The organism is Lacisediminihabitans sp. (assembly GCF_036404185.1).
Taxonomy (GTDB): domain Bacteria; phylum Actinomycetota; class Actinomycetes; order Actinomycetales; family Microbacteriaceae; genus Lacisediminihabitans.
This window is the reverse complement of record NZ_DASWPB010000084.1, coordinates 1-23,257: the sequence shown is the minus strand read 5'-3', so window position 1 is coordinate 23,257 and position 23,257 is coordinate 1. Positions and strand designations below refer to the sequence as shown.

General features: G+C 69.9%; 13 protein-coding genes and 1 pseudogene. 2 read left to right on the top strand and 12 right to left on the bottom strand.

Going from position 1 to position 23,257, the window contains the following annotated elements:
- Positions 1-168: 168 nt before the first annotated feature.
- The 10 genes from VGC18_RS05255 to VGC18_RS05210 form a co-directional block, all read right to left on the bottom strand.
- The gene (locus VGC18_RS05255) at positions 169-2,988 is read right to left on the bottom strand and encodes an FtsK/SpoIIIE domain-containing protein (protein WP_331094960.1); all 2,820 of its coding nucleotides are present in this window, start codon (positions 2,986-2,988) and stop codon (positions 169-171) included.
- Positions 2,989-3,078: 90 nt separating this feature from the next.
- Complete coding sequence (locus VGC18_RS05250) at positions 3,079-3,933, bottom strand: double zinc ribbon domain-containing protein (RefSeq protein WP_331094958.1); 855 nt, start codon at positions 3,931-3,933, stop codon at positions 3,079-3,081.
- Positions 3,934-3,996: 63 nt separating this feature from the next.
- Positions 3,997-6,273 carry a DUF3488 and transglutaminase-like domain-containing protein gene (locus VGC18_RS05245; RefSeq protein ID WP_331094956.1) on the bottom strand — a complete coding sequence of 759 codons (2,277 nt, stop codon included), beginning with the start codon at positions 6,271-6,273 and terminating at the stop codon, positions 3,997-3,999.
- A complete protein-coding gene (locus tag VGC18_RS05240; RefSeq protein WP_331094954.1) occupies positions 6,270-7,682 on the bottom strand; it encodes a DUF58 domain-containing protein in 1,413 nt (470 codons plus the stop codon). The genes VGC18_RS05245 and VGC18_RS05240 overlap by 4 nt, the downstream gene beginning before the upstream one ends.
- Positions 7,679-8,650 (bottom strand): MoxR family ATPase, encoded by a 972-nt coding sequence (locus VGC18_RS05235; RefSeq protein ID WP_331094952.1) that lies wholly within the window; start codon positions 8,648-8,650, stop codon positions 7,679-7,681. The genes VGC18_RS05240 and VGC18_RS05235 overlap by 4 nt, the downstream gene beginning before the upstream one ends.
- Positions 8,651-8,686: 36 nt before the next feature.
- A complete protein-coding gene (locus tag VGC18_RS05230; protein ID WP_331094950.1) occupies positions 8,687-14,542 on the bottom strand; it encodes an Ig-like domain-containing protein in 5,856 nt (1,951 codons plus the stop codon).
- A 9-nt stretch (positions 14,543-14,551) separates the two neighbouring features.
- Positions 14,552-15,976: a serine/threonine-protein kinase gene (locus VGC18_RS05225; RefSeq protein WP_331094948.1), complete on the bottom strand. Its 1,425-nt coding sequence runs from the start codon at positions 15,974-15,976 to the stop codon at positions 14,552-14,554.
- Positions 15,977-16,116: 140 nt separating this feature from the next.
- Complete coding sequence (locus tag VGC18_RS05220) at positions 16,117-16,953, bottom strand: PP2C family protein-serine/threonine phosphatase (RefSeq protein WP_331094946.1); 837 nt, start codon at positions 16,951-16,953, stop codon at positions 16,117-16,119.
- A 22-nt stretch (positions 16,954-16,975) separates the two neighbouring features.
- A complete protein-coding gene (locus tag VGC18_RS05215; protein WP_331094944.1) occupies positions 16,976-17,521 on the bottom strand; it encodes an FHA domain-containing protein in 546 nt (181 codons plus the stop codon).
- Between the two features lie 69 nt (positions 17,522-17,590).
- Complete coding sequence (locus VGC18_RS05210) at positions 17,591-19,030, bottom strand: gamma-aminobutyraldehyde dehydrogenase (protein WP_331094942.1); 1,440 nt, start codon at positions 19,028-19,030, stop codon at positions 17,591-17,593.
- Positions 19,031-19,154: 124 nt separating this feature from the next.
- On the opposite strand from VGC18_RS05210, the gene VGC18_RS05205 reads away from it, so the two are divergent.
- Both VGC18_RS05205 and VGC18_RS05200 read left to right on the top strand, forming a co-directional pair.
- Positions 19,155-19,622, top strand: coding sequence for an Lrp/AsnC family transcriptional regulator (locus VGC18_RS05205; protein ID WP_331094940.1), 468 nt, complete (start codon positions 19,155-19,157; stop codon positions 19,620-19,622).
- Positions 19,623-19,624: 2 nt separating this feature from the next.
- Positions 19,625-21,001, top strand: a complete 1,377-nt coding sequence (locus VGC18_RS05200) for an aspartate aminotransferase family protein (protein WP_331094938.1) — start codon at positions 19,625-19,627, stop codon at positions 20,999-21,001.
- Between the two features lie 21 nt (positions 21,002-21,022).
- Here VGC18_RS05200 and VGC18_RS05195 read toward each other — a convergent pair whose 3' ends face one another.
- Both VGC18_RS05195 and VGC18_RS05190 read right to left on the bottom strand, forming a co-directional pair.
- Positions 21,023-22,990, bottom strand: a complete 1,968-nt coding sequence (locus VGC18_RS05195) for an ABC transporter ATP-binding protein (RefSeq protein WP_331094936.1) — start codon at positions 22,988-22,990, stop codon at positions 21,023-21,025.
- Positions 22,987-23,257: pseudogene (locus tag VGC18_RS05190) on the bottom strand (ABC transporter ATP-binding protein); the annotation flags it as partial. The pseudogene VGC18_RS05190 and the gene VGC18_RS05195, both read right to left, overlap by 4 nt.

Here is a 23,257-nt window from a genome sequence, read left to right as displayed (position 1 = left end):
CCCCACCGAGATCCCCTCTCCCATCTCCCCTCTCCCATTTCAAGGAGATTCGGCGTACCCCAGACTTTTGGCGGGCATCCGGAGCCCTCCTCTCGCTGATCTCCTTGAAATCGGATGGGCAAGGGCGAAAGAGACTCGGCGGGAGAGGACCGTGAGCTGTGCCGGTGCCTAGCCGCCCGGGGTCGCCGTCACCGCGGCGACCCGGCGGATCGTTCCGTCCGGCTCGAGCAGCCAGTGATCGCCACGATGCCCGGAGACGGGCGGCGGGAGCTCCCGCGAACCCGCGATGGCGCGGAAGTCGGCCAGGGCGCAGCGGTCGAACAGGATCGCCCCCTCCTGCCTCATGGCACCGAGGAGCGCCCAGTGGCCCTGCCACGCATCCGGGCTACCGAGGATCGCCGTCGCCCGATCGGCCTCGCCCACCACGATGGACGGCTCGTGCCTGTCCCCGGCCGACAGCTGGAGCATCCCCCACCCCGGTGGGCACCGTTCCCCGAGGATCCGGGAGAAGGCCGCCGGACGGGAGGAGACCACGAGCAGGAGGCGGCGGCCCCTCCACTCGAGCGGGGGCGACGGAGCGGCCCGCGGCGCCTCTGCGACGTCAGGGGGGACCGCCAGCTGCACCCGGTGACCCTGCCACTCCCCCGATCCCGGTGCGAGCCCGTCGTCGTAGAGCGCAGCCGTGCCGCCCGCGACCAGATGGTCCTGCCTGCTCGACAGGCGCAGCAGCAGTCGCGAATCGCACAGGGAGGCCAGGGGTTGGACGAGGGAGGTCAACCTGCGGACGGTCAGCACGACGTGCAGGCCGGAGGAGCCGCCGTCGCGCATCACCTCGGAGAGCAGCTCGACGAACGGCCCGCGATAGTCGACGGCGAATCGGCCGAGCAGGCCGTCGACGTCGTCGAGGAGGAGCAGCCGCGCGGGGGCGGAGCCACGACGCACCCGCTCCGCCTCGGCCGCGATCGTGTCCCAGGCCCCCTCGACGTCCGTGGGGATCCGGTCGGCCGCGCCCACCGCGAGGGCCGCGAGCAGTGTCGTCTTGCCGCTGGACTGGCCGCCGATCACCAGCAGATTGCCGTCGACGGCCGGCCGGTAGGCCGCAGTCTCCCGCGTCTGCCGTTCGGGAACGTCGAGCAGCCCGATCGGCAGACCGGCCGGCGCGGGCGGCAGGCCGTCCAGGGCGACGAGCAACGGCAGCTCCTCGCACCACGGCCGGCGCAGCCCGCCCGCGGGAACGGTCCACCGGCCGGCCACCCCGTCGATGTCCTCCGCGGTCGCGCGGGCCACCCGAACCGCCACGGGCGCGGCGCCGGACAGGCTCACCAGGGCGTCGCCCGCGCGATCGCCCGGTAGGTCGGCCGCGTCGCCCGTGCCGATGACCGCGAGGCTGTCCGCCCGGTTGTTCACCCGCAGCGAGATCCGCAGTGCGCAGTTGGCGAGCACCCCGTCGCGGATCACCCCGGCCGGCCGCTGGGTGCAGAGGACGAGGTGCAGGCCGAGAGACCGGCCGCGCGCGGCGAGATCGGCGAAGAGATCATGGAGCTCGGGGAAACCGGCGACGAGCGCGGCGAACTCGTCGACGACGATGACCAGCCGGGGAAGGGCTGCCGTGGCCTCCTCGATGGATCGCACTCCCTCCTCGGCGAGCCGCCGTTCCCTGAACCGCAGCTCGGCGGTGAGGCTGAGCAGGGCGCGATGTGCCGAGCGCTCGTCGAGATCGGTGATGAGCCCGACGGTGTGGGGCAGTCGGCGCAGCGCGGCGAAGGACGAGCCGCCCTTGAAGTCGACGAGCAGGAAGTTGACGGTCTCGGGAGGATGCGCGGCAGCCATCGCGAGCACCCAGCTCACCAGGAGCTCGCTCTTGCCGCTGCCCGTCGTCCCTCCGATGACGGCGTGCGGGCCGTCGGCGACCAGGTCGAGGCCGAGGGACCCCGCCGCCGACCGGACAAAACGACAGCGCAGGCCGGCCTCGCCCTCGACGGGGTCAGACAGCTCGGCGAAGACGGGCGGCGAGCCCGCCTCCTCCGGCAGGAGCCCCCTCCGACCCGCGGCGGCCCGCAGCGATCGGGCGACGCCGATGGCCTCCTCCGCGGAGAGGAACTGCACCTCGACCTCGTCGGGGATGTCCGTGTCCGCGGCGCGAGAGACGACCGCGGATCGTCCATCGACCCGCAGGACGACACGGCAGTCGGCGGGAAGCTCTCGCTCCGTCGCCGCGAGGGCGACGACGAGCTCGTCGCCGCCGAAGCGCCAGCGGTACAGGGAGGCGTCGCCGGGAGACGTCCGGTGCGGAAGCTGTCGCAGCCATTCCCACTCCGTGCCGAGGGGCGCGATCAGCGATGCCCGGGACGGCGGCAGCAGGTTCGCCAGCTGCACCAGCAGTCCGCGCATCACCGGCATCGTGAGGCCCACCGGACCGTGGAGACCGATCCCCAGGCTCGCGTCCACGACGATCGGTGCCGCCGTCAACACGGAGGCGCGACGGCTCAGTGCGGTCAGGGAGGCGGCCGTCTCATCGTCGGCGCCGGTCGTCTCGCCGCTGAGCCACACGGAGGAGGCGACCGATCCGGTGCCGAGCACGATCGGGATCGCCGACGACGGCTCGGTCCGCCACCGCTCCGGGTCGTCGGACGGGCTGGTGAGCACCGCGAGGGCATCCGGTGTCGCGCGCCGGAGCAGCGACCGTTCTGCCGACTGCCGCTCGTCGATGGCGGCCAGGCAGCGGTCGACCTGCCGACGGAATCTGGCCAGTTCCCGCCGGCGGACACGCCGGGACTGAACCACCCCGTCGACGAAGCCGGCCGCGGCGACGAGCGGCCCGAGAGCGGCGAAGGCGAGGGTGAACGGCGAGCGGGTGAGAGCCCAGACGAGCAGCGAGCCGATCACCGGCGCGATGCCGGCGATCAGGGGGAACCCCGGCGCCCGCCAGGGCTCCGGCGGACGCGGCAGTTCCAGGCGTTCCTCTCTGTCGACGGTCGGACGCGGCATCCCGCCATGGAAGCACGGGCGACGCCCGTCCCCACCGAGAACCGGGCGGGCTGAGGACAACGCATCCGATGCCGAGCGGTCGAGGACCGGTCAGCTGACGATGAAGAACTGCTCCCCGATGTCCACCCTCGTGCCGCGGACGACGTGCACCCGCTTGTCAGGAGGGCAGCGGACGGGCTGCCCGTCCGGTTCACGGACGACCGTGCCGTTGCCGGAGAAACGGTCCTTGATCCAGAACGAGCCGGAGTCCTGACCGAACTCCAGGTGCGTCTTGGAGACCGATCGACTGGGATCGAGCACACGCACCAGCTGATCGAAGTATTCACCGGGCTCCGGGCGCGGATTGCGACCGACGAGACCGGTTCCGTGCACGGTCGAGCTCTCCCCCGTGCTGAACTGCAGGACGAACCGTTGACCCCGCTGTCCCCGTCCGACGATCCGGGTGGCCTCCAGGTCCTCGATCTCCGCTGCGCCGTCGGCCGGGGACGGGGCCACGGGCAGCGGAGGGACCGGCCTCGGCGCCGAGGCCGGCGGCCTGCGCGGCACCGGGGTCCGATCGGGCAGCGAAGAGAACGGCAACGGCTCGATGACCGCGGTGTCGCCCTCCCTGCCCGCGTCCCGCGACCGTTCCGTCGCGCGGGGTCCGAGCTCGTCGCTCACGTCACGCACGACGTGTCCGCACTCGCCGCAGAAGATGTCCTCTGGGCTGAGCTCGGCACCGCATTCCTCGCAGTGCGAGCGTCCCGGCGTCACGGTGCGGGAGCCGCCCGCCTCGCCCTCCGCGACAACGGTGGGCGGCACGACGCGGTGGGAAGCCGCCTTGGCCGCACGACCCCGCCGAGCGGGCCGGGAGACCGGCGTGGGCGCAGCGGCGACCGCTCGTCCGCACTCACCGCAGAACATCGCGCCGGGCGGAAGTGACGAACCGCAGTATTGACATGCCACCGCGTGGGCCCCCTAACAACCCGTTCAGCCTAGCTCGCTCTCTCGTGAGCCGGCTCTTCCACTCTATCGACCGAGCGATCGCAGCGAGATCGCGGCGAGGATCCGCTGTCGCCTGGTCAGTCCCGCGTCGAGGGAGGTTCGAAGGTCGCCGACCGAGCGCCAAACCCGATCCGCCTCTGCCGACTCCGGCCCCTCTGGGGAGAAGACGGCGCGGTCGGTCACCGAGGCGAGCACGAGGGGCTGGAGGCCGCCGACGGTCGCCGCCACCTCCGTCCTGGTCGGCGAGGGCGGCGGGACGAAGCCGTGATCGACCACGGCGTCCTCGAACTCCTGCCAGCCTCCGCGGATGCGTTGCAACGGGGTGGGGGCGCGGCGGCGTCGCGACCGTCGTCTGGCCTTCGTCGCGACGATGGTCAGGAGTGGCGAGAGCAGCACGGCGACCCCGAGGACGGTCCAGCCGAGGACCCGCGCCACGAGGAGCAGGACGGCGAGCAACTGGTTCGGGGTGCTCGGTCGATCCTGCGTCGTGTCGGGCGGCACCTGGGTGTCGTGGGTGTCCGGTTCGGCCGGCGGGGGCTGCACGGGAGACTGCGGGCGGGCGATGGTCGTCGGCTCCTCCGGCTGCTCGGCGGGGATCTGGCGGATGGGCGGGGTCGGATCGATCGTGACCCATCCGTACTGCGCGGTGTCGACCTCGATCCAGGCCGAGACGTCGGAACCGAGGATCGTGGTGGCGCCGTCGGCCGTCGTGTCGGAGGGCGCGAATCCGAAGACCACCCGCGCGGGGAAGCCGAGCTGCTGCGCCATGAGGGCGGCCGTCACCGAGTACTGCTCCTGATCGCCGATCATCCTCTGATCGGTGAGCAGCTCGGTGATGCGGTCGGCGGCATGACCGGAACGACTCGCCGGTTCATCCTCGGAGACCCCGTGGCTGACGTAGCCGGTCTTCTTCATGGTCGCCAGCATGGCCGCCAGTCGGGCGCCGGCACCGTGGACACCGTCCACCCAGCCGTCGAGGGTCGCTCCGAGTTGGTCGGGCAGCACGCCGATGCTCGGAACCGTCGCGGTCCCCGGCCTCAGGGAGGCAATCGCCCCCGCTCCCGGCTGTCTCGGCAGCACGGTCTCGAGCGTGTAGTGATCGCCCGCCCCGAGCTTCCCCACCACCGCCGCTGTCCCGCTCGTGTTGTTGTAGTAGAACGAGTTCCTGAGGTCGGTCGCGTCCGCACCGGAGAAGTCCACACTCTCGAGCTTGCCGACGGTCGGCAGCCACACCCCGGCGTAATCGCCGACCGTGACGTCGATCGTCACCCTGCGGCCCCGGGTGGACGACTGGTCGACCGTGGACGGCACCCGGGTGAACGAGCCGGACAGGCTGGTCACCCTGTCGCTGCCCACCGCGTAGACGATCCCGTCGTAGCTGTCCAGGGTGGCTATCCGGATGCGCGCGCCCTTCGGCAGGCCGGTCACGCTGAGCATGGGGCTGTTCGCGTCCGCCGGCTCCTCGTACCGGCGGAAGCCGCTCAGCGGGCTCGGATAGTCACGCGGATCGAACGGCTGGACGATCGCCGTGCGCAGGACCTGACGGGGCGCCGAGGGCGGCGCCGCAATGGTCGCGGCCACGGATGCGCCCGCCGCGACGAGCACGATGAGACCGACGGAGAGCACGGACCGCGCCCCGGCGACGCTCCGCCCGCCCTGGTCGACGGCGCCTCCCTCCGCGGCGGCCAGCAGGCGGATGGCCCGCCTCCTGCGATACCTGCGCCACCAGGCGCACCAGACGAGCACCACGGCGAGCAGTCCGAGTGCCGTCGGCAGCGGCCAGGAGGCCCTGGCCGGCCCAAAGGCGATGGCGACCAGGAACACGCCAACCGGTGCGAGCGCGGCCAGCTCTCCCCGGCGTGATCGCAGGGCGATCGACAGCCCGCACACGGTCGAGACGAGAACGAGCACAAACGCGGGGACGAGCAGGGCCTGGTAGCCGCCGACGGGCAGGGTGATGGTGAGCAGCTGTTTCCAGCCGAGGGCCGTGCCGCGCAGCAGGTCGAGCAACCCTCCCAGCGTGGGGACGAGACCGTGCAGCGTGTCCTCGGGAACGGCCAGCGTGGTCCCGATCGCGAGGTAGATCACGATCGACACCAGCACGACGATCAGGGTCGACCAGCGGTAGAGCGCCCCGAGGATCGCGACGGCCGATCCGGCCAGGAGCGTCGCCCCGAGGAGCACGATCAGCTGTTCACCGTGGTAGATCGGCCAGAGGGCGACCGCGGCGATGGCGGTCGCGAGCCACAGCAGGACGGTGTTCACGACGACAAAACCCGCGGTGATGCCCCGTCCGCTCATGCCGCGGCCGATCGCGCCAGTGACTTCTGCAGATCCTCGAGATAGCCGATTGTCAGCACGTTGAGGCCGGCGATCCTGCGGAGGCCTGGCACCCTCTCCGGGTCGCAGATCACGGCGACGACCTCGACCCCGGCGGGGAAGGCGGCCGACGCCGCGCGCAGCTCCGCCGGCGTCGCGGGAGATCCGCAGACGAGGAAGACGACGGAGATGCCGGCGATCTCGTCGGCCGTGACGCGGGCGACGTCGGCGACGGCGAGCGCCGCATCCGCCTTCTCCACGAACGCGAGATCGTCGAGCAGGCGCGAACGGGTGAGGGTGCTCAGGTGACGGACGGCGAGCACCTTGCGCTTGGCGAACTCCGGCGTCCGTTCGGAGGTGACGACGGAGAGGTTCCTGGTGTCCCGGATCGCGCGGACGCCGAGCGACCCCGCGACGCTCACCGCGAGCTCGAACTCCTCGTCGCTCGCATAGTCGGAGGCGGCCAGGCTGAGCGCGACGACGAGGTGGCTGCGCCTGGTCTCCTCGAACTGGCGCACCATGTAGGTGCCCGTCTTCGCCGTGCTCTTCCAGTGGATGTAGCGCCGCTCGTCTCCCGACACGTATTCGCGCAGGGCGTGGAAGGAGACGTCGCTGTTGGAGAGGTCCCTGGTCGGGTTGCCCTCCAGGTCGCGGATGAAGCCGGTGCTGGTGCTCGGGATGCCGATGGTCCGCGGATGCACGAACAGCTCGGACCGGCCGGTCCAGACGAGCTCGCGGCGGACCAGTCCGATCGGGTCGGCGCGCACCGTCCGCACCGGGCCGACCGGCAGCACCCCCCGGTGGGCGGTCGGCACCTCGAACTCCCGATCGAGGCGCGTTCCACGGGCAAGGGTCGGGATGACCAGCTCGGCCAGGCCGCCGCCGACGGGCACCTCGACGGTGGTGCCGAGCATCCGGTGCCTGGTGGGGTTGCCGATCGTCACGGTGCCCGTCGCCCGCTCGCCGACGACCACCCTCGTGCGCGGAACGGCAAGGGCGACGGTGAAGGCGTTGCGGCCGATGAGGTAGACGGCGGCGAACAGCACGAGCACGCCGGCCGCGTAGCCGACGGCGACCAGTTCGACCCAGCCGAGCCGGTAGCCGGCGATCAGGGCGAAGGGGGCGACGAGCAGCATCACCCAGCCGAGCGGCGTGACGACGGCGGACACCCGGTTCCAGACCCCGGCGACGGCCGTCCCGGCGGACCGGGCGAGGCGCACGATCGAGATCACGAGGTCGGCGAGCGGACCGGTGCGGGTGCCGACGATCCTCGTCCTGGCGTTGGTCAGGCCCTCGACGGACAGACTCGTGGTGTCGGGACGCAGGGTCGAGGACGAGGACGACCCTGAGGTGCGGCCTCGTGCCCGTGAGCCCTCGTCCCGTCTGCTCACACCGCCTGCCTGTCGCTCGGCGGCGGGGTCTCGATGAGGATCTGGCCGATGACGCTCGCCGTCGTCACACCCTCGAACTCCGCCTCCGGGTCGAGCACCAGACGGTGGGCCAGGACGGGTTCGGCGAGCGCCTTCACGTCGTCGGGGATGACGTAGTGGCGCCCGTTCGCGGCGGCCAGGGTCTTGGCGGCCCTGATGAGCGCGAGCGCGCCACGCACGCTGGCCCCGAGTCGCACCTCGGTCGCCGCCCTGGTCGCCTCCACGAGCCGGGAGACGTAGTCGTTGATCGTGGGGTCGACGTGGACCCTGCGGGCGAGCATCCCCATCTCGACGATCACCTGCGCGGAGGCGATCGGCGCCAGGGTGGTCTCGTGGGCCTTCACCCCGGCCCCCTCCAGGATGCGGACGGTGGAGGCATGGTCGGGGTAGCCGATGCTCGTCTTCATGAGGAAGCGGTCGAGCTGCGCCTCCGGCAGCCGGTAGGTGCCCGCCTGCTCGATGGGGTTCTGGGTGGCGATGACCATGAACGGGGCCCCCACGTCGTGGCTCACGCCGTCGACGCTCACCCGTCCCTCCTCCATCACCTCGAGCAGCGCCGACTGGGTCTTCGGGCTCGCGCGGTTGATCTCGTCGGCGAGCACGATGTTGGCGAAGATCGGTCCGCGGTGGAACTCGAACCGGCCGGATCCCTGGTCGTAGATGCTCACGCCGGTGATGTCGCCCGGCAGCAGATCGGGGGTGAACTGGATGCGTGTGGTCGAGCCGCGCACGGTCTGCGCCATCGCGCGCGCGAGCGAGGTCTTGCCGGTTCCCGGATAGTCCTCGAGCAGCAGATGGCCCTCGCTGAGCAGGGCGGTGAACGACAGCCGGATCACGAAGGTCTTGCCGAGCAGCACCTGCTCCACGTTCGCCACGAGCCGGTTGAAGATGTCGGAGAACCAGCTCGCTTGCTCCGGGGTCATCGTCATGCTGGTCGCCTCTCGTTGTGGTGCTCGGTTACCACGCTACTGAACCCGGCCGCCCTGGTCGTACGTCACGGTGTATGCGCGCCCGCCGTTGGCGGTGACCCGGATGGTCAGGGTGGGCGAGAGCAGGGTCGCGACGTGGCAGCTGCCCGACTGGTCCTTTGCGGCGGCGTCGACGAAGGGGGCGCCGGAGCAGGAGTACTGCAGGCTCTCGTAGCCGGCGAAGCTGGATGGCCAGACCCAGCTGAACACGCCGCCGATCCCGTCGGAGTCCGCGGCGAAGGCGACGGTGCCCACCTGCGGGTCGACCGGGGTACCGAGGTGGAACGCGGCCGACCAGTTCGCCTGGCAGATCGTGCCGGCGTCCGGATAGGTGCGACAGGCCCGGACCTCGAGCGAGACGTCCGTGCCGTACTGCTTCGAATCGGGCATCAGTGCCGCCCCGGCCGAGACGGCGGCGCGCTGGTCCGTCGCGGCGCCGCCGGAGACAATGCGGTACAGATAGCTGTAGTCGCCCGAGAGCGTCGTCCCCCCGATCGAGGCGCCGGTGAGGGTGAAGTCGTAGGTGGCGCTCCCGCCGTGCTGTTCCGGGCCGGTGGCGGAGACCGCGGTGACGACACCAGGACTGGTGTGCGCGGCCACCGCGGCGCTCGCCCGGCAGCCGATCTCGTTCCAGGCGAAGACCACGACGGAGTAGTCGGATTCGCTCGACAGCCCGGTGAAGGTCTTCGAGGTGGCCATGCTCGCATCGTCCTCGCTGACGCCGGAGCAGTCCGGCGCCGTGCCCGTGAAGGCGACGGCCAGATAACCGGTGATCGGGCGCCCGTTGTCGTCGAACACCCCGTTCCAGCTCGCCTGGATCGAGCTGTCGGTGGCCGCGGCGGAAGGGTTCCCGACCACCCGCGGCCTCCCGGCGGGGATCCCGGTGGTCGTCGAGGACTTCCAGGTGGTGAGCGGCCCGTAGGAGCCGTTCCTCGCGCTGACGGCGACCGCGACGGTCTGCCCGTTGGCGAGGCCGGAGACCTGGGTGGAGCAGGTGCCCCCTGAGCAGCGCGAGGGGTCGACATCGACGGAGGCGGAGCCGGCGGTCACGTGGTAACTGCTCACCGGACTCGCCCCCGACGGGGCCGTCACCCGGTCCCAGGTGATCGTCAGCCCGCCGTCGAGCGGTGCGGTGGTCAGGCCGTCCGGCGCGGGAGGAACGATGTCCGACCAGATCGCCTGGTCCAGCCCGGTCGGCGCGGAGTCCCCGATCGCGTTCGTCGCCGTGACCCTGACCCGCACGGCGTTGTTCGGGCCGTTGCCCGGAGTCGTGACGTCGCAGACGGTGATGGCGCAGGGGGTCTTCGAGAGGAGATCCATGGACGTGGAGTATAGCGAGACCACGTAGCCGGTGATCGGCGCGTTGTTGGAGGCACCCGGGTTCCAGCGCAGGGTGATCGTGCGGTCGCCGAAGGAGGTCGCCGTGACACCGGTCACCGGGTCGGGGACATCCTGGACCGACACGGTGACGGAGCCCCAGACGTACCGATCCGGGTCGCCCGTCGCATCCGCCACCTCGTACTGCAGCGTCGTGTTGCCCGGCTCCGCGGAGGAGGAGGCCGAGACGGTGAGGCGCCGGTTGTCGGAGCTCGGGCTGATGGTCAGCCCGTCCGGCACGGAGTCGCCGCCGAGCCCCCTGATCGCCAGCACCCTGAGCGGCTTGCCGGGGAACGGATTGGTGGCCTCGTCGTTGGCCAGCACGTCGACGGTGGTCGTCTTGCCTCGGGGCGCGACGACGGAGTCGGGTGCGGGAGAGGCGAGCGGACGGCTGGAGGCGACGACGGAGAGCTGGATGCGCCCGGCCTGACCGTTCGCCAGGGCGTCCTTCACGCCGACCAGCATCGAGGTGGTGGTGTTCTTCTGCGCGTCCTCGTCGGCACGCAGCGTCAGCTTCTGACCGGTCAGGGTGTAGCTGAAGCCGGTGGGAGGGGTGCCGAGCACCGAGTAGACCAGCTCGTCGAGGTCCTTCGGATAGGGATAGCTGGTCAGTTTGACCAGATCGATCTCCTTGGACTCGCCCGGTTCGAAGTCGATCAGACCGCCGACGAACAGCGGGGGCTGGTTCTCCCTCGGCGTGACGGTGATCGGCAGCACGAGGGTCGCGACATGCCCGTTCGGGTCGTTCCCCGACGTGCCGTCGGTGACCTCGAAGGAGATGGAGGCCGGCCCGAAATACTTGTCCGCCGAGGTGAAGCGCAGGGTGTGGTCGTTCACCACCAGGTCCGCGCCGTTGGAGTGGGCCGCCTGCACGCTCGCGCTGTCGGTCAGGCGCACGCTCTTGCCGCCGACGGCCACGACGTAGTCGTCCAGATCGATCGTGAGCGTCGACTCGCTCGGGACGGTCAGCGCCGCGGCCCTGCGGTTGAGCTGCGGAAGGGCGTCGTCGAGCCCGGGAACCCAGATGAAGGCATAGGAGACGATGCTCGAGTCGTCCGGATGCGTGACCGCGAAGGGGATGATCTGGCTCTTGTCGGCGATCGTCACCCGCACCCGTTTGGAGGCGGTGACCGAGGCATCCTCCGCGTATCCCGGCAGCAGGGAGACCTTGAGCGTGTTCACCTCGCCGTCGGCGAAGAAGACGTTCTTCAGCACGTCGACGTCGACCGTCTGCCGGCCGAGGATGTCGGTGAGGGTGAGCACCGTGTCGCTGACGACCGGGTACGCCCGCGGCGCCGTCGGCGAGACCACCACCGTGACGAAGCTCGAGCTGGTTCCGCCGAAGGCGTTCTGGATCGTGTAGACCAGACCGTATCTGCCGGTGGCCTTCGGTGGCGTGACCTTGACGATGTCGCCGTCGATGGTCGCCACGATGTCTTTGCTGTTCGGCTCGACCTTCGTGACGGTGAGGGCGCTGCCGTCCGGATCGGAGTCGTTGGCCAGCACCTGCACAGACACGGTACCGCCAGGTCGGATCGTCACCTCGTCGGCGACGGCGACGGGGTTGCGGGCCCCGTCGAGCCTCGGGCTGATGCCGACCCGGATCAGGCCGGTCGCCTTCGCCCCGAGGCTGTCGATGACGGTGTAGGTGAAGCTGTCCGTGCCCGCGGAGTAGTCGCCCGCCTGGAAGTCGAGGTAATCGGCGCCCACATCGACGACGGTGCCCTTCTCCGGGTTGGTCGCCTGACCGAGGAACTGCACGGAGTCGCCGTCCGGGTCGATGCCGGTCAGGGGAATGCCGATGCGCACCTTCTGCCCCGCGAGCACACGGGCGACGACCGTCTTCGCCACGGGCGGGTTGTTGGTGGCGGCGACCGGCTCCCGCACCGCGATCGTGACCCTGGCCTGCGCAACCTGCCCGTCCGGGGCCGAGACCTCGTAGACGGCGGTGAAGTCCCCCGGCTTCTGCGGGGCGAGATAACGCAGCACGGTGCCGGAGGCGAACAGGAGACCGGAGTCGCCGTGCAGCCCGGTCGAGAGCAACGGGTTGAGGGTCAGCTCCTCGCCGTCGGCCTGCGTGTCGTTGTCGAGGACGGGGATGTCGATGGCGTCGCCGACGCGAACGGTCACGCTGTCGTCGTTCGCCACCGGAGGCTGCATCCTCGTCGGCGCCGAGATCTCCACGACGGTCACGACGCCCTCCGCCTCGGCGAGCCCGTTGCTGATCCGGTAGTCGAAGGCGACGGGACCGCTCAGCGGGGCGGTCAGGGTGACCATGATCGAGCGCTGTTCGACCACCTCGGCACGGACCCCGGAGTCCGGCGGTACGGTGTCGACGCCGGTGACCAGGAGCACGCCGCCGGCCGGGTCGATGTCGGTGGATGCGACGTCGAGCGTGCGGGTGCCGAGCGGGGTGACGAAGACCGTCTGGGGGATCGTGATCGGCGGGGTGTTCGCATCCGGGGGCGCCGCCACGTCCACCCTGATGCTTCCCGTTGCCGTCTGGTCGCCGTCGGTGACCACGTACTCCAGATAGTAGGTGCCGACCTGATCGCTGACGAACTGGAACGTTCCGGCCTCGAGGTTCGCGGTGATCGTCACGCCGTTCTTGGCCGGGACGCTCACGAGCCGCAGCGGACCCGTCCCCCCGCGGACGTGATCGAGCGGGCTCACCGTGATCGCCTCACCGGCGTAGGCGGGCACGAGGAAGGGGGCTGGATCGATCAGGACCTTGCCACTCGGTTGGACCGTGACGGCCAGGCTCCCCGTGCCCTGATCCCGTCCGTCCGACATGACCAGTGCCACCGACCGCTGGCTTCCCGTCCCGCCGCTCTCGGTGAAGACCACGGTGCCCTCCGGCCGGTAGCTGGCCGTGTCCGGTGCCGTCGTCGAGGCCGAGGCGAGGTAGAAGGGGTCGCCGTCGGGATCGACCCAGTCGCCGACGACGGAGGTGGTGACCCTGCCGCCCTGGGCGACGAGCGCCGTGCTCTGCCTCACCTGCTGCGGCGGCGAGTTCTCCGAGGGCAGCCTGACCGTCACGGTGACCGTGGCGCTGGCCGTTCCCCCTCTGCCGTCGTTGATCGTGTAGCCGAAGGAGATCGAGCCGCTTGCACCCGCCGCGAGGGTCAGCTGGACCTGCTGGTCGCCGCTGACGATATCGAGCCTGCCGACGTTCTTGTCGATGGGCGTGACGTCGGAGATGACGAGCACATCGCCGTTCGGGTCGTAGTCATTGAGCAGCACCGGCATCGGGCTCGTCCGTCCAGGGCGGGCACCGAACGAGTCGTCGACGGCCACCGGCGGCAGCTGGGTCTTCTCGTAGTCCGGCGGGGTGCTCGCGTCGTTCTCCTCCACCTTCTGTTCGTCCGTGCGGGTGGTGATGAGGTCGGACCAGTTGTCGATGAGCTCGCCGTTCTGCTGCACAGCCCAGGCGGCGCCGCCGTGCGGGTCGCTCAGCACGACCCTGTCCCCGTTCGAGACGAAGCCGAGCCTCGTGGCGGTGACCGGGACGGAGTCGAGCGAGAGCATGGTCGCCTGCTCCGTTCCGCAGCGCCGCCAGGCGGAGCCCCCCGACCAGGCCGCCAGCAGACAGCCGTCCGCCACGATCGGCGCGGCGGCCGTGCCGGATCTGCCGGTCACCAGGCGCTCGGCCTTCCCTCCGTCGAGGGGCACCTGCATGAGGCCGGAGGAGAAGCCGACAAGAAGCTGCCCTGCGCCGTCCGCGGCCTGCTGGAGCACCGGTTTCTGGTCCTCCCCGATGACCGAGGAGAGATCGACCGTGCCGCCCGCGGTGTGGACGATCCGGCGCGCGGGATCGAGCAGGGCCCAGGTGCCGTCGACGGAGCTCAGACCGACATCGGAGCCGAGGTCACCGGCCACCGTGTCCGTGTGGTCGACGACCTCCGATCGGGCGGCATCCACTCGGTAGACGCGGTGCGCCTCGGCGGAGTAGACGAACAGCTCTCCGTTCGGGGTGATGCTCGCCACGGCGTTCCCGCCGAGGCTCAGGGTCGGCTGGGACTCCGCGTCGAAGCTCGCCAGCTGACCGATCGGCATGATCCAGAACTGTCCCGTGCCGAGGGAGGCGATCACGACGTTGGAGCCGGCGAGGAACACCCGGGGGTCCTGCGGGGGAAGCGGGACGCTGTCGAGCACCTTCGAGGTCGCGGGGTCGACGATGTCCACCTTGCTCTCGCTGTGATCGACCAGCAGCACCGTCGCCCCGCGCTGGACGACGTCGATGTCGGACCCCGTGTTGGCCACCACGGTGTTGAGCTCGAACACCTGCGTGTTGGCGCGGCCGATCGCCTGGCTCTGCCCGTTGGCGACCCACACCGACCCGTCGTTGAGGTCGAGGCGCTGCGCGGTGTATCCGCTCGAGACGATCGCGACCGTCGCCACGAGGGCGGCGATGACGGAACCGCTCGTGGCCGTGACGGCCAGCGATCTATGAGCTCCGAGCCACTGTCTGAACATGCGCGACCGTCACCCCCCGAAGTCCACACATTTCTCGCGGCTGGGCGTCCCGGTCTTGCCCTCGCGGTTGACCGCCACGGTGATGCAGACGCGATCCCCCGCCGTCGCGTCCACGACGAAGGCGGCGGTGCTCTGGATGCTCGAGCGTCCGTCTCCCGTCGTCACCTGATAGGAGTCGCCCGGCTTGATGCCCGGATCGTGCCAGGCGAACTCGACGGAACCGGCGGAGGTCGCCGCCGTGATGTCGGACACCCTCGGGATGGTGCCCGCGGTCCCCCGCAGGAGCACCACGATGGCGATCGCCGCGAGCGCGACGACGAGCACGGCGCTGACCACGAGCATCCAGGCCATGCGCCTCATCCCGGATCGCTCGGCCGAAGGGCGCGGATCCCTCTGCTCCGAGCCGCTGCCCGTCTCCTGCCACTGCGGGGTTCCGAATCCGCTCCGGCCGGCGTCCTCGAGCCTGCGGCGGCGCCGGCGGGCGGCGCTCTGCACGGCGGTCGCCGCGACCCCGCGGACGCGCGTGCGATCCCCGAGATCCGCCACCGTCCCGACCGCCCAGTCGTCCATGGCGACCTCGACGGGGGTCTGCGGCACCCCGAGCTCCGTCTCGGCCGCCTGAAGCTCCCTCACCAGCTCGAGCACCGTCTGCGGCCGCGCATCCGGCTTCCTCGACATCGCCTTCTGCAGCACCCGCTCGAGCCCGGGGGATACATCGGAGCGGCCGATCGGCTGCGGCTTGGCCCTGTTGATCCTCGACACCAGGTCGGACGAGGTGTTCGGACCGCCGACGAGCTCGAAGGGCGACCGACCGGCGAGCAGGGAATACACGGTCGCCGCGAACGCCCAGACCTCCGAGGCGATCGTCCCCGGGGTCTCGTCCATGAGCACCTCCGGCGCGGACCACGGGATCGAGAGGCCGATCGAGTCCTGCGAGCCGGAGTCCGCCAGCGTCGAGGCGATGCCGAAGTCGGAGAGCACGGGATGCCCGTAGGCGGTGAGCAGGATGTTCGAGGGTTTGATGTCCCTGTGCAGCACCCCTGACCGGTGCGCCGTCTCGATGGCGCTTCCGATCTTGACGGCGATGCGCAGCACCTCGGGGACGGGGATCCGCTCACGCCGGTAGCGCTCGCTCAGGGAGGAGGAGCAGAGCTCCATGACCAGATAGGGGCGCCCGTCCGCGGAGACGCTCGCCTGGTAGACGGTGAGGATGGAGGGATGGGCGCTCAGTTGCGCCATGAGGTTCGCCTCGGCCTGGAACATCTGTCGCACCTGGTCGTTGACGACCTCGCTGAGCATGACCTTGACCGCGACCTGACGCCTCGGCATGTTCTGCTCGTAGAGGAAAACGTCGGCGAAGCCGCCGGAGCCGAGGACGCGCACATGGGAGAAACCGGACAGCACAGGAGGCTGCGATGGCAGGCGTCGCGCCACTGTGCCCCCTTCCTGCAGTGCGGTCGAGCCTCATCCGCGATGACGGCGCCCGGCGTGAAGTCCCATTGTAGGCACGTCGCCCCGAGCCTCCCGGGAGCGAATGTCCTGATGGCGGGCCCGTTCTGCCCCCCTTTCGGGGGTCAGGGCGTGGGGACCTGCGATCGGGGGAGGGTGTCCTCCACCTCGCTCGAATCGGCCGCCTCCAGGACGTCGACGACGATGGCCGTGACGTTGTCCCTGCCGCCCGCGGTGAGCGCCGCATCGATGAGGCCGTCGACCGTGTCCGACGGCCTCAGCCCCGCGGCGAGGTACAGGCGGATGCGCTCGGCGTTGATCTCCTTGGTGAGCCCGTCGGAGCACATCAGCAGCCGGAGGCCGGCGCGCACGGGCACCATCCAGTAGTCGGGGTATGGCTCCGCGTTGAAGCCGACGGCACGGGTGATCACATTGCTGTCCGGATGCGACTCCGCGTCCTCTGCCCTGATCAGGCCGGAGTCGACCATCTCCTGAACCACCGAGTGGTCGACCGAGACCTGCGTCAGCTGTCCGTTCTCGAACATGTACACCCGCGAATCGCCCACGTTGAACACCATCCAGTACGGCTCGCCGTCGAGCAGAGTCAGCGCGGCGCCGGTCACCGTTGTGCCCACGCCGAGCTGCTTCTCGTCCGCGGCGTGTCCGATGTCCACCGTCGCGGCACGCAGCCCCTGCTCGATCGCATCCGCCTCGGTGAAGTCCGCCGTGATCACCTCGGAGAGCCGGGTAACGACGGCGGCGCTGGCCACGTCGCCCGCCGAATGGCCGCCCATCCCGTCGGCGACGGCGAAGATGGGCGGGACGGCCAGCAGGCTGTCCTCATTGTGGTCGCGACGATGCCCCGTGTCCGTCCCCGCACCCCAGGCGATGGTCAGGGAGGCATCCGGGCGGCCGGGTACCGACAGCGTGCGCTCGGCGGCGGCGAGGCCGATTTCGGTCACGGTGGCCTTTCACAGGGGGTGGCTAGGGGAGGACGGGCGGGCGTCGCGAAAGGCCGGGGAGGATCTCGATCACGGTGCCGTCACCAATATCCACCACGGTGCCCGTCGAGACGACCACCGACTCGCCCTGTCGGAGTTTAAGCGGAACCGCTCCGGGAATGGTAACCAGCGTCCCGTTGGTGGACCGCAGGTCGGTCACCACCACCGTCGTCCCCTGCTGCCTGAGCTCGACGTGCACGGCGGACACCTCGTGGAGCGGCGACGGCACTCGCACGAGACGCGGGGGGCGTCCGTTCGAGACGCGCGGAGCCACCGGACGTCGCCCGATGACGGCTGGCGCGTCGAGGCCGATGGGCTCGTGGTTGTTGACCCGGAAGCGATGGAAGTCCTCGAGCGGCACCGACGACGTGACGGCCGCCGAGCCGGCGGCCCGCGGCCGCACGATGGTGGACTCGTCCGGCAGCACCGTCCCCCTGACGATGGTGTCCTCGTCCGGCAGGCCCGGATCCGAGGGGGCACGGGTGCGGGACACGATGATGGTGTCGTCGTCGAGGTCATCCGGTTGCATGAACCGATTCTCTCGCCTTTTCCGCCTGGCCTCTCCGTCCCCCTCCGGATGCTTCGGCTGCGGAGGAGCTCAGCGCCGGCCGATGTAGGACATGACGTGCTTGATCCGGGTGTAGTCCTCGAAGCCGTAGCTTGCGAGGTCCTTGCCGTACCCGGAGTGCTTGAAGCCCCCGTGCGGCATCTCGGCGACCAGCGGGATGTGGGTGTTGATCCAGACGCAGCCGAAGTCGAGGTGTTTGGCGAAGCGCATCGCCCGTCCGTGATTCTCGGTCCACACGCTCGAGGCGAGTCCGTACTGCACGCCGTTCGCCCAGCGGAGCGCCTCGTCCTCGTCGCCGAACCGCTGCACGGTGATGACGGGTCCGAAGATCTCGTCCTGGACGGCCTCGTCGTCCTGTTCGAGACCGGAGACGATGGTCGCCTCGTGGAAGTACCCCTTGCCACCATGGCGGTGACCGCCGAGCTCGATCACGGCGTTGTCCGGCAGCCGCTCGATGAAGCCCTCGACCCGCTCGAGCTGGCCGGCGTTGTTGACGGGACCGAAGAGGATGTCCGGATCCCGCGGATCCCCCGTGGTGGCGTGCTCCCTCGCGTGGGCGGCGAGAGCGGCGACGAACTCGTCGTGGATGCCCGCCTGGACGAGCACCCGGGTCGCCGCCGTGCAGTCCTGGCCGGCGTTGAAGTATCCGGCCGCCGCGATCCCCTCGACCGCGAGACCGAGGTCCGCATCGTCGAAGACGATGACCGGCGCCTTGCCGCCGAGCTCGAGGTGCACCCGCTTGAGGTCGCTCGCCGCGGAGCGGGCCACCTCCATCCCCGCCCGCACGGAGCCGGTGATCGACACCATCCGGGGGATCCTGTGCTCGATCATCGCGGCCCCGGTGCCGCGATCGCCGAGGACGACGTTGAGCACTCCGGGGGGCAGGAACTCTGCGGCCACCTCGGCGAGGAGCAGCGTCGACGACGGCGTCGTGTCCGAGGGCTTGAGCACCGTCGTGTTGCCGGCGGCGACCGCGGGGGCGAACTTCCAGACCGCCATGTTGAGCGGGTAGTTCCACGGCGTGACCTGCCCGATCACCCCGATCGGCTCCCGGCGGATCTGCGAGCTGTGGTCCTTCAGGTACTCGGCGGAGGCCATGCCGCTCAGGTGCCTGGACTCCCCCGCGAAGAAGCGGATCTGGTCGACGGACACCAGGATCTCGTCGGTCACGAGCGAGGCGCGGGGCTTGCCGGTGTCCCTCGACTCGAGGTCGGCGAACTCCTCCGCGCGCGCCTCGATCGCATCGGCGATCCGGAACAGCGCGAGCTGCCGTTCCGCCGGCGTGGTCTCGCCCCACTCCTCGAACGCCGCGGCGGCCGCGGCGAAGGCCCGATCGACGTCGGCCGGGCCGGAGACGGGCGAGAGACCGTAGGCCTCCTCCGTCGCGGGATCAAGAAGTTCGAAGGCGGTCTCCGCGGTGGCCTCGACGTACTCGCCGCCCACGAAGTTCCGGAGTTCTGCTGCGTCCATGCTCCCAACATAGCCAGCGGTGACGGTGCTGGCCAGACCAAATTTCCACCGATTTCGTTGTCCTGTGCGGGAAACACCTGCGGATTCGCTTGTCCTCGCCACGATGCACTGACAGAATCACGGTATGAACGGGAACCCCAGACCGGTGCAGCTCGACGACGTCTCCAAGGCCATCATCGAGCAGCTGCAGGCGGACGGACGGCGAAGCTACACCGAGATCGGCAAGGCGGTCGGGCTGAGCGAGGCCGCCGTGCGTCAGCGAGTGCAGAAGCTCACGGAGTCCGGCGTCATGCAGGTCGTCGCCGTCACCGATCCGATGCAGCTGGGCTTCTATCGCCAGGCGATGATCGGCATCCGCGCGAGCGGGGACACCACCGTGGTCGCCGACACGCTCAGCCGCTTGCCCGCCGTGGACTACGTGGTGCTCACCGCGGGAAGCTTCGACATCCTCGCCGAGGTCGTCTGCGAGAGCGACGAGGACCTCATCCAGCTGCTCAACCGGGAGATCCGCGGGATTCCCGGGGTGCAGTCGACGGAAACCTTCGTCTATCTCAAACTGCAGAAGCAGTTCTACAACTGGGGAACACGATGAGCATGACCGACCACGACGAGGCCGAGCTGCAGCGCAAGGCCAAGGACCATCTCTGGATGCACTTCGCACGCCAGTCGGTGATGGAGGACGGTCAGGGGGTCCCCATCATCGTGAAGGGCGATGGCCACCATATCTGGGACAGCAGGGGCAAGCGGTACTTCGACGGGCTCAGCGGGCTCTTCGTCGTCAACGCCGGCCACGGGCGCAGACGGCTGGCGCAGGTCGCGGCGAAGCAGGCGGAGGAGCTGGCGTTCTTCCCGATCTGGTCGTACGCGCATCCGAACGCCATCGAGCTGGCCGATCGGCTCGCGGGCCACGCCCCCGGCGACCTCAACCGGGTCTTCTTCTCGACGGGCGGCGGCGAGGCGGTCGAGACGGCCTTCAAGCTGGCCAAGTACTACTGGAAGCTCCAGGGGCGCCCCACCAAGCACAAGATCATCTCCAGGGCGGTCGCCTATCACGGCACCACGCAGGGGGCCCTCGCCATCACCGGGATCCCCGGCATGAAGGAGATGTTCGAGCCGGTCACACCAGGGGGCTTCCGGGTGCCGAACACCAACTTCTACCGGGCTCCGGAGCACGGCGACGACCTCGCGGCCTTCGGCAGATGGGCGGCGGACCGCATCGAGGAGATGATCCTGTTCGAGGGGCCGGAGACGGTCGCCGCGGTGTTCCTCGAGCCCGTGCAGAACAGCGGCGGATGCTTTCCCCCGCCGCCGGGGTACTTCCAGCGGGTGCGGGAGATCTGCGACCGGCACGACGTGCTGCTCGTTGCCGACGAGGTGATCACCGGGTTCGGACGGATCGGCGAGATGTTCGCCTCCACCGCCTACGGGTTCCAGCCGGACATGATCACCTGCGCGAAGGGGATGACGAGCGGCTACTCCCCCATCGGCGCCACCATCGTGAGCGACCGGATCTACGAGCCGTTCCGGCACGGCACGACCGCGTTCTACCACGGCTACACCTTCGGCGGGCATCCGGTCTCCTCCGCCGTCGCCCTGGCGAACCTCGACATCTTCGAGGAGGAGAGACTGCTCGAGAACGTCAGGGAGAACTCGCCGGTCTTCCGTTCGACGCTGGAGCGCCTGCTCGACCTGCCGATCGTCGGCGACGTGCGCGGCGACGGCTACTTCTTCGGCATCGAGCTGGTCAAGGACAAGGCCACCAAGGAGACCTTCGACGAGCAGGAGTCCGAGCGGCTGCTGCGCGGATTCCTGTCCAAGGCGCTCTTCGAGGCCGGACTGTACTGCAGGGCGGACGACCGGGGCGACCCCGTCGTGCAGCTCGCCCCGCCGCTGACGACCGGGCCCGCGGAGTTCGAGGAGATCGAGGGCATCCTGCGGGGTGTCCTGACCGAGGCCTGGGCGCGGCTGTAGTCCCGCCGCGCCCGGCCCCGGCTAGACCTCCTCGACCGCGGGGGCGGCGAACTGCGAGTTGTACAGGCGGTAATAGGCGCCGCCGGCGGCCAGCAGCTCGACGTGAGTGCCCTGTTCGACGATCGCCCCCGCCTCCATGACCAGGATGAGGTCGGCGTCGCGGATGGTGGAGAGCCGGTGGGCGATCACGAAGCTCGTGCGGTCGGACCGCAGGGCCTTCATCGCCTTCTGCACGAGCACCTCGGTGCGCGTGTCCACGGAGCTGGTGGCCTCGTCGAGGATGAGGACGCTCGGCCGCGCGAGGAACGCCCGCGCGATCGTCAGCAGCTGCTTCTCCCCCGCGCTGACGTTGGAGGCCTCGTCGTCGAGCACGGTGTCGTAGCCATCGGGCAGCGAGTGCACAAAGCGGTCGACGTAGGTCGCCTTCGCGGCGTCCAGGATCTCCTCCTCCGTCGCATCCGGCCTGCCGTAGGCGATGTTGTCGCGGATCGTGCCGCCGAACAGCCAGGTGTCCTGGAGCACCATGCCCATCCGGGAACGCAGGTCATCGCGGCTCATCGTGGCGGTGTCCACGTCGTCGAGGGTGATGCGCCCACCATCGAGCTCGTAGAACCGCATCATCAGGTTGACCAGGGTGGTCTTGCCCGCACCCGTCGGTCCGACGATGGCGACGGTCTGGCCGGGCTCCGCGGCGAGCGACAGGTGCTCGATGAGGGGCTTGTCCGGCGAATAGCTGAACGACACGTCCTCGAAGGCGAGACGGCCGCGGGTGGTCCGGCCGGGGGTCGCGGCCTGCACCGGATCGGGCGACTGCTCCTCGGCGTCCAGCAGCTCGAAGACCCGCTCTGCCGAGGCGACGCCGGACTGCAGCAGGTTCGCCATGCTGCCCAGCTGGGTCAGGGGCTGCGTGAACTGCCGGGAGTACTGGATGAAGGCGGTCACGTCGCCGAGGCCCATGGTGCCCGCGGCGACCATGAGGCCGCCGACGACGGCGATGGCGACGTAGACGAGGTTGCCGACGAACATCATGGCCGGCATGATGATGCCGCTGACGAACTGGGCGCCGAAGCTCGCCTCGAACAGCTCGTCGTTCTTCTTCCTGAACCGCTCCTCCACCTCGCGGTGGCGGCCGAACACCTTGACCAGCGCGTGGCCGGTGAAGGTCTCCTCGATCTGCCCGTTCAGCTCGCCGGTGTGCTTCCACTGGGCGGCGAACATCTTCTGCGACCGTTTGGCGATCACCGTCGTGATGATGATGGTCAGCGGGATGGTCACGAGGGCGATCACGGCCAGCAACGGCGAGATGATGAACATCATGATGATCACGCCGATCACCGTGAGCACCGAGGTGAGCATCTGGCTCATCGTCTGCTGCAGGGTCTGCGAGATGTTGTCGATGTCGTTGGTGACGCGGCTGAGCAGCTCGCCGCGCTGCATCCTGTCGAAGTAGCTGAGCGGCAGCCGGTTGACCTTGCTCTCCACCTCCTCGCGCAGGCGGAACACGGTGCGCTGGGTGACGCCGTTGAGCAACAGGCCCTGCAGGTAGCCGAAGACCGAGGCGAGGATGTAGAGCACGAGCACCCAGATGAGCACGTTGCCCACCGCCGCGAAGTCGATGCCGACCCCCGGGGTGAGCGTCATGCCGCTGAGCAGGTCCGCCTGCGAGGTGTTGCCGGACGCCCGCAGGCCCGCGATGATCTGCGCCTTGGTGGCGCCGGCGGGAAGCGAGGCGGAGATGGAGCCGTCGAAGACGAGGTTGATGGCCTGGCCGAGCAGCCGCGGTCCGAGCACGCTGAACAGGACGCTGATGAGCGTGAGGAGCGTGACGAGCACGATCCTCGCCCGCTCTGGGCGCAGCCGCCCGAGCAGGCGCTTGGCAGACGGACCGAAGTTCATCGACTTCTCGGCCGGCATGCTCCCGCCGAATCCGCCTCCCGGTCCGCGCCGCATCGGCGGCCTGGCCGGTCTGGCCGTGGTGTTCTCGCTCATGCTGCTTCCTCCACGGTCGCTTGCGATTCGACGATCTCGAGATAGGTCGGGGAGGTCTCGAGCAGCTCCTCGTGGGTGCCGCGACCGACGATCCGGCCGTCCTCGAGCACGATGATCTGGTCGGCGTCGACGATCGTCGAGATCCGCTGGGCGACGATCACCATGGTGGCCCCGGCGACGCCGGTCTTCAGCGCGCGGCGGAGCCGGGCATCCGTGGCCAGGTCGAGGGCGGAGAAGGAGTCGTCGAAGACGTAGATCTCCGGCCGC

Bases quoted from the DNA above. Each gene is read 5' to 3' on its own strand.
- VGC18_RS05255 (WP_331094960.1), bottom strand. From the start codon at position 2,988: ATGCCGCGTCCGACCGTCGACAGAGAGGAACGCCTGGAACTGCCGCGT.
- VGC18_RS05245 (WP_331094956.1), bottom strand. From the start codon at position 6,273: ATGAGCGGACGGGGCATCACCGCGGGTTTTGTCGTCGTGAACACCGTC.
- VGC18_RS05235 (WP_331094952.1), bottom strand. From the start codon at position 8,650: ATGACGATGACCCCGGAGCAAGCGAGCTGGTTCTCCGACATCTTCAAC.
- VGC18_RS05230 (WP_331094950.1), bottom strand. From the start codon at position 14,542: ATGTTCAGACAGTGGCTCGGAGCTCATAGATCGCTGGCCGTCACGGCC.
- VGC18_RS05215 (WP_331094944.1), bottom strand. From the start codon at position 17,521: ATGCAACCGGATGACCTCGACGACGACACCATCATCGTGTCCCGCACC.
- VGC18_RS05210 (WP_331094942.1), bottom strand. From the start codon at position 19,030: ATGGACGCAGCAGAACTCCGGAACTTCGTGGGCGGCGAGTACGTCGAG.
- VGC18_RS05205 (WP_331094940.1), top strand. From the start codon at position 19,155: ATGAACGGGAACCCCAGACCGGTGCAGCTCGACGACGTCTCCAAGGCC.
- VGC18_RS05200 (WP_331094938.1), top strand. From the start codon at position 19,625: ATGACCGACCACGACGAGGCCGAGCTGCAGCGCAAGGCCAAGGACCAT.
- VGC18_RS05195 (WP_331094936.1), bottom strand. From the start codon at position 22,990: ATGAGCGAGAACACCACGGCCAGACCGGCCAGGCCGCCGATGCGGCGC.